Here is a 1,037-nt window from a genome sequence, read left to right on the forward strand (position 1 = left end):
GGGCATAGCTCTCGAAGGCTGCGTCCCACACTTGGCCCGGGCGGTGCCAGCCTTCGCCGTTCCACCAGTAGCGCCCGTGCCGGCCCGCACGCCCGACGTCCGTGGCGCCGGCCCGCCCGTCCGGTGGAAGCGTCAGCCGCGTTCGCCCGCCTCGTCGACGACGGCCGTGGCGACGAGCGAGTTGCCGCCGAGGACCTTGTCGCCGACGACCATGCGCATGCCGACGATCCGGTAGGTCTGCGGGTCGAGCAGCCACTGGTCACGCATCGCCTGACCGGTCTCCGGATCGGGCGCCCTGGTCCCGTACTCGAGCGCGATCACCCGGCGCCCGGAGGCGGTCTCGACGAGATGGTCGACGACCTTCCCGCCCGGCAGGGTCGCGAGCGCCCGGTAGAGCGAGGCGAGCCCCTTGGACGGCATCACGTCGGCGCGCAGCAGGACACTGATCTCGGAGTAGTCGTTCTCCGCCCGGGACGCCCCCTTGGTGTCCGCGATGGCGTCGATCTCGCGCAGCGCCTTCAGCGCCCCCTCCCCGTCGGCCGGCAGCGCCGCCAGCACCCGGTACATCTCGCGCGCCGAACGGTCGTCGCCCTCCGCGCCATTCTCCAGATGCATGGACCTCGTCGTGAGCCGGAGCCTCTCACCCGTGCCGTCCGGCTCCTGCGAGGCCATCGCCGTGCCGTCGTAGCGGATCCAGCTCTCCTGCGGCCCCGCCAGCAGCTTGGCCAGGCCCTCGGCGTGCTCCGCCTGTTCGTCGCGCGGTTCCGAGACCTCCTTGGTGTAGATCCACTGCTTCGCCGTCGGCACGGGCCCGTCCGGCTCGGCGGCGACCACGCCCGCGGCGTACCGCAGGAGTTCGGCCGCGCTCATCCCCCGCAGCGAGACAGTCGGCGTGACCGCGGGCTGCACCTTCCGTCCCCCACCGCCCCCGCCGGCCAGCAGCGTCGCGGTCACGACGACCGCGGTCACCGCGGCCACCACGGCGACGATCACGACCTCCCGTCGCCACCACGAGCTTCTCCACCAGGCGCCGGTAC

Annotated in this window: 1 protein-coding gene; it reads right to left on the reverse strand. The window is 73.1% G+C overall.

Annotated features, from left to right (window positions below; genetic code table 11):
- Positions 1–132: 132 nt before the first annotated feature.
- The coding region (locus tag ABZ896_RS52835) for a CU044_5270 family protein (protein ID WP_360946716.1) at positions 133–1,037 on the reverse strand (905 nt) is incomplete at its 5' end.

Source organism: Streptomyces sp. NPDC047072 (genome assembly GCF_040643855.1).
In the GTDB taxonomy this organism is placed as follows: domain Bacteria; phylum Actinomycetota; class Actinomycetes; order Streptomycetales; family Streptomycetaceae; genus Streptomyces.